Raw genomic sequence first — 6321 nt, forward strand, 5'->3', positions numbered from 1 at the left:
GGGGATTATCCACCGAATGATGCCTTTAACCAATACCCCTTCAGAGCAACCATCGCATGGAACTGGCAAAAAAGATACTTATGATGAGGATATTATCGTGTTCAAAATTATCTTTCATCTTAAAACAGGTAGATTCGAGATAAACGATAGTGTTGAATAAGCGGTTTTAGCAAAATAATATACCACAAACTTTCCCAAAGGCATATTATAACGTTAAAAAGTGACCTCACTCACTTTTCGTTTTGACAGGCATCACCTCCAGATCAGTTCAACTATAATAGTTTTGCTGTCGAAATCATCGGCTTTTTGTTATAAAAGGCCAAACCTTATTACAAAACACCATGCCACATTCATTCCATATCCCTGTATTAGGCCTAGGCTATTCTATTGATACGCCACTAAAAGTTGCCAGGTACGGTATTTCGTCCGTGCTATCTGTTGTTGATGACGAACTGATTGAGCGCATGCGTGCTTATCATTCAAAAAACCGCCAGATTCATTTCGAAGCGATTCCTAAAGGTGAAACCGATTGCCGGAGTAAACGCATTACGGCCTACCTCAACTTTTTGTCGGACACGATAACCGACGATTTTAAAAACTTAAAAAAGCAGGATTTTGCCACTGGTAATGATATTTGCCGTTATTTTGAGCTACTGCCCGTTACTGCTAAATTAAAACATGGTTATGATCTGATGTTGCAATATCCTGAAGGTGAAACCAAGCAGACCTTCCAGGCGCTTTTAAAAAATTCAATGCGGGTAGGGGCTATTGATGTGAATATCATGGCCAAGGTAGATAAAATGAATTATGTAAATGGCGAATATTCTGGTGATACCAATACGGATGCATTAGCTGCACTCCGTGGTTTTGCGGAAAGTAAGCTGAACGCCTCTGTTGTACTCTCTGCTGGCATGAACCCGAAATTATACAGCTATATGGAAAATTTTGAAGACTTTTTCCCTGATGAAAATGGCAAGCTGAAAAAGAAAATCATCTTAAAGGTTAGCGACTTCAGATCGGCCCTGATCCAGGCTAAATTTTTGGCAAAAAAGGGTTTATGGGTTTCAGAATTCAGGATAGAGTCGGGCTTAAATTGTGGAGGCCATGCATTTGCAACAGAAGGATACTTACTTGGGCCGATTTTGGAAGAATTTAAGCTCAAAAAAAACGATATGCTTGCTGAGCTTTTTAACATGTACCAATCTGCTTTGGCGCAAAAGGGAATCCCAACAGAAAAACAGCTCAAGCAGCGGATCAGTGTCCAGGGTGGGATTGGTACGGCTGCAGAACACGATTTCCTCCTTCAACATTACAATCTCGATGCAACAGGATGGGGAAGTCCTTTTTTATTAGTCCCCGAAGTAACGAATGTAGATGCCGAAACATTGGCGCAATTGGCCAGCTCAACAGAAAGCGATTTTTATCTAAGTGGAGCCTCTCCGCTGGGTATTCAGTTTAATAATTTTAAAAACAGTACAATAGAACTTCAGCGTACCGAGCGGATTGAAAAGGGCAGGCCGGGAAGTCCATGTACCAAGAAATATCTTTGCAACAATACCGAATTTACTGAGCAAGCCATCTGTACGGCATCCCGCGAAYATCAGCACTTAAAAATCAAAAGTCTTAAAACTGCTGGCCTATCAGCTGATGAATACCAAAAACAGTTTAATCTGGTAACCGAAAAAGTTTGCCTTTGTGAGGGCTTATGCGCCGCTACCTATCTCAAATATAACATGGCTAAACCCAAAGAAAGCACCGCAGTAGCCATTTGCCCAGGGCCAAACCTGGCCTATTTTTCTGATGTGTATTCACTTGATGAAATGGTTGGTCATATTTACGGGAAAATTAACCTGTTGAGGCAGGTAGAACGGCCACATATATTCATCAAAGAACTCAATCTTTATATCGATTATCTTCAGGAAGATATCAAACAGCAGCTTCAGCATTTCAGCGATAAAAAAATAAAACAGTTAAACGGATTCAAACTCCAGCTGGCCGAAGGGATTAATTATTATAAAAAGCTTTTTGCCGAGGTTGCAGATCAGGCATCTGGAGAATTAAAGGGATTATATGAACAGCTGGCGAAGTCGAAAGGCAAACTGGACGGATTGATTATTGAATAAGAGAAAAAAGATCGCAAATAACTTTTCTATATTTACAAGGATATACTGATGTATTACATGGATAGATCGAGATTTTTAGATGCCATTATTGAAAATGCCATTGATGGGATTATTACCATTGATGATAAGGGGCTTATAGAACATTTAAACCCGGCTGCACTTGAGCTTTTTGGTTATGGCAGAGCAGAACTGGTTGGGAAAAACGTATCGGTGTTAATGCCAGAACCAGATCATTCGCGCCATGATGGTTACTTATCCAGATATGAACATACCGGGCAGAAACACATTATCGGAACTGGGAGAGAAGTTTCTGGTAAACGTAAGGATGGCTCGGTTTTTCCTTTCAGGCTGGGGGTAAGCGAAATAAAATTTAGCGACCGTAAAATTTATACCGGTTTTATCCACGATCTGAGTAAAGAAAAGGCCAATGAAGAGCAGATCAGAAGTTACACCGAAAAATTAGAGGTCAAGATCAAGGAACGCACACACGATCTGGTAAAGCTGGTATCCGAACTCGAAATGGCCAAAGAAAATATGCAGGCGCTTTTTCAGAAAGAGAAGGAACTCAATCAGCTCAAAACAAGGTTTGTTTCTATGGCCTCGCATGAGTTTAGAACACCACTCAGTTCGATACAATTATCGGCTTCTTTAATCGATAAATATACCTCCAGGCATGATGTTGCCAGTGTAGAAAAACATACGCTGAAAATCAAAAATTCGATCAATAACCTTACTACAATTTTAAACGATTTCCTCTCGCTCGAAAAACTCGAGGCCGGAAAAGTGGAAGCATCGGCACAATCTTTCAATATCATCAGCTTTGCTGAAGAAATAGCTGAAGAAATGCAGATGATGACCAAAGAGAACCAGCATATTATTTACGAACACACAGGTACGACCGCCGAAGTTTACCTCGATCCGAACCTGTTGAAAAACTGCGTCATTAATCTGATCTCCAATTCGATAAAATACTCTGGCGCAGATACTTTGATCCAGTTCAATTCTATTTTAAAAGATGATGAACTCATTTTGGAGGTGAAAGACAATGGAATCGGCATTCCAAAAGTAGATCAGCAAAATCTGTTCGAACCATTTTTCAGGGCACACAATACGGGCGACATCCCCGGCACAGGTTTAGGCCTGAACATTGTAAAAAGATATGTAGGTTTGATGAATGGCACCGTAGCCTGCCAGAGCGAACAAAATTCAGGTACGGTTTTTACGCTCAGCTTTACCTTCAATAAATAATTTACTTTTAATAACCATTCCTATGAACAAGAAAGTTTTGATTATTGAAGATAATGACGACATAAGGGAAAGTACAGCTGAGGTGCTGGATCTGGCAGGTTATGAAACTTTTACCGCGAAACATGGTAAATTAGGTGTAGAAATGGCTTTGAATCATTTGCCTGATGTGATCCTCTGTGATATCATGATGCCAGAACTGGATGGTTATGGGGTTTTGTACCTGCTGAACAAAAACCAGAAAACAGCAAATATTCCTTTTATTTTCATTACGGCAAAAACCGAGCGGGCAGACATGCGCAAAGGCATGGAAATGGGTGCAGATGATTACCTCACCAAACCGTTTGATGATATAGAACTTTTTAAGGCTATAGAAAGCAGGTTTAAAAAGAAACAACAATCAGCTGGCTTTAATGCAGCGTCGGGCAATAGCGAAGCGGTGATGGACGAGCTCCGTAAAAAGGGTAAATCAAGGCCAATTACCAACAAACAGATTATTTATGTGGAAGGGGATGAACCGACCCATCTTTATTATGTAGTTAAGGGCCAGGTAAAAACCTACAAACGTTTTAAGGATGGCAGGGAGCTTTCGTCGAGCTTGTATCATGATGGCGATTTTTTTGGATATGAAAGTTTGTGTAATGGCGAAGTATACACAGACAATGCAGCAACCTTAATTGAATCAGAAATTATCCATATTCCCAAAGCCGATTTTATGGAGTACCTGCTCAACCATCAGGCCGTATCCAAAACTTTTATTGCTTTATTGTCTGGAAATGTGCGCGATAAGGGAAAGCAAATGCTTCAACTGGCCTATTCATCGGTACGGAAACGTGTAGCAGAAGCGTTGCTACAAGTGGCTGCTAAATTTGGAGACGGTGTTGAAGATAGCTGTACCATCCGGATTTCTCGTGATGACCTGGCTGCATTGGTAGGTACGGCCAGCGAAACCGTAAGCCGAATGCTTGCTGATTTTAAAGATGAAAAACTGATCGATAAAACAGGCAATGCCATAAATATCCGCTCGATCGAAAAACTCAGAAACATTAAACAGTAGCGCGATCATTAGTTAACTGGCTATTGTGGGGCTGGACTTAAAGGCGTCGCAGCAAGTTATTTCGATCAGCAATGTACTTTAATCGATTCCGCACAGCCAACTTCAAACTAATCCTATCCCGGGTAATACTTTATATTTCCCGGGATAGGGTTGTTTTTATGGTAAAGTGGTTAAATCAACAGTTGGGGCTGTGCCGGTAGCGGTTCTGTTAAAAACCGTCCCGTAAGTCGTATAAGTAGCAAAGAAACCTCCGTTTTTCAGATAAAAGCTATTACCGGTAACGCCACCCTGGTAATCCATACGTTGCTCAGCTGATGCAGTGGCATCGTAGCTAAAACTGGCATTGGTAACCTCTGTCCAATTGCCACTACTGGTTTTATACCATTGATTGCCGTAGTTACAACTTCTTTGCAGGTAGCCCTGGTCTGGGTTAAAGTTCTCGATAAACGAATACATTCCTGTTAAATACGCCGTTGTATTTGGACGTTTCCATTGTGCTATGATCTTCCAGGTACCATTTTCGGGTGCATAAAACCAGGCCGTATAATCCGATCCGCCCGCACCATCGGGTTTGCCCTGCAATAAGAATTTATAGGTAGTACCCGCTACCCAGTTAAATAAGAGATAAGATTGTCCGCCTGTGCCTTCGCCACCGAACCCATTAGAGGTTATATCAGTTCCCTTCCTTACCAAAGTAGTGCTGCCGGTTGATGGATCCCATACCGAAAATAAAACCCTTCTTTCTGTAGCTGAGTTAACTTGCATGCCAAAGTACCCCCCGCTAAAACCATCGGCCATGAAATACGAACCGATTCTGTCTTGTCCGCTGGGCACATTCAGCTCACTGTAAAACCATTCTGTGCCCGATGGTACGGTGTAATTTAAATGGCACGATGGGCCTCTTCTCGACCAATAATAACTGGATACGGTATTGGCATATTGCACATTGGAAGCCACTGCAGGTCCGCTAATCACCAGGTCGGAAATGTCGCCATAGTAACTACCTGTTTTACTCACGCCCTGTATATCTACCCGTACATAGCCCGCAGCTGTAATATTTACGGTACCAATGGTAGTTGTGGTAGCAGTGGTACCGGTAATGGTTTTATTAAATACGGTACCATTAATAGTTACCTTGATGTTGCTGCTTCCTGAAGGTACGGTGCCTTTTACCGCTACAGTTAAACTTCCGGTAAGCCCTAAACGGAACCATACGCTGGTAATCGTGCTGGCTGATGTCCAGTTATGTAAACCAGTATCATTAATTAAGCCACCTGTGCCAGAGGTATAGGCATTACCACCTAAACCGACGTTTAGGGACGAACCGCCCAAACTTTCGGTAACTGCAATGGCGTTTTTAATTTTTGGTGTCTCTGTTTCCGCTGGGGTTTCTGTTTTTTTACACGAATACAAGCTTAGCAATAAGAGCAGGCCTGTGGCAAGTGAACTTGTTTTTTTCATTTTGGTTAGTATATGGTTGTTTATAATTAAGTTGCATCCATTTTGCCAATCTGCAATGCAGATGGTTTTTTGCTTAACCCAGCCTCATTTTCAACTGTCGGTATTTATAATTGTCACACACGGCCGCTAAGCCAACCCAAACACATTAGTGCAGTAAAAAACAAGGGATATTTTGCACTAACCATGATTGAAGTTAACGACTAACAATTGATAAAAAATTAAGATTCTCAGCGCAAACGTTTGCTCAATACAGGTATATTTTGCAAGGGAAAAAGGCATCATTTTATAGGTAATACAGCTTTTGTAAAGTTTGTAGTTGTAAGTAGTCTTAATATAGGTTTAACCAATCATTTTTGTTAAATGCTGTTTTAAACTATTTGATTTTAGTGTTTTATAGCTTTGTTTTTGAGCTTTTTTTGAATAAACGCAAACGGT

4 protein-coding genes are annotated in these 6321 nt (G+C 41.0%); 3 read left to right on the top strand and 1 reads right to left on the bottom strand.

What is annotated here, in order from left to right:
- The first annotated feature begins 341 nt into the window (after window positions 1–341).
- Genes AC1DPQ_RS14425 through AC1DPQ_RS14435 form a run of 3 tightly spaced genes read left to right on the top strand, consistent with a single transcriptional unit; the run spans window position 342 to window position 4425 of the window.
- Window positions 342–2123, top strand: a complete 1782-nt coding sequence (locus tag AC1DPQ_RS14425) for a hypothetical protein (RefSeq protein WP_477609907.1) — start codon at window positions 342–344, stop codon at window positions 2121–2123.
- 57 nt (window positions 2124–2180) lie between these two features.
- Window positions 2181–3371: a PAS domain-containing sensor histidine kinase gene (locus AC1DPQ_RS14430; protein WP_477582404.1), complete on the top strand. Its 1191-nt coding sequence runs from the start codon at window positions 2181–2183 to the stop codon at window positions 3369–3371.
- Between the two features lie 22 nt (window positions 3372–3393).
- Window positions 3394–4425, top strand: a complete 1032-nt coding sequence (locus AC1DPQ_RS14435; RefSeq protein ID WP_477609909.1) for a response regulator — start codon at window positions 3394–3396, stop codon at window positions 4423–4425.
- 156 nt (window positions 4426–4581) lie between these two features.
- Here AC1DPQ_RS14435 and AC1DPQ_RS14440 read toward each other — a convergent pair whose 3' ends face one another.
- On the bottom strand, window positions 4582–5886 hold the full coding sequence (locus AC1DPQ_RS14440) for a DUF3472 domain-containing protein (RefSeq protein WP_477609911.1): 1305 nt from the start codon (window positions 5884–5886) through the stop codon (window positions 4582–4584).
- Window positions 5887–6321: the final 435 nt, after the last annotated feature.

This window comes from Pedobacter sp. 01T416_2 (assembly GCF_056398925.1).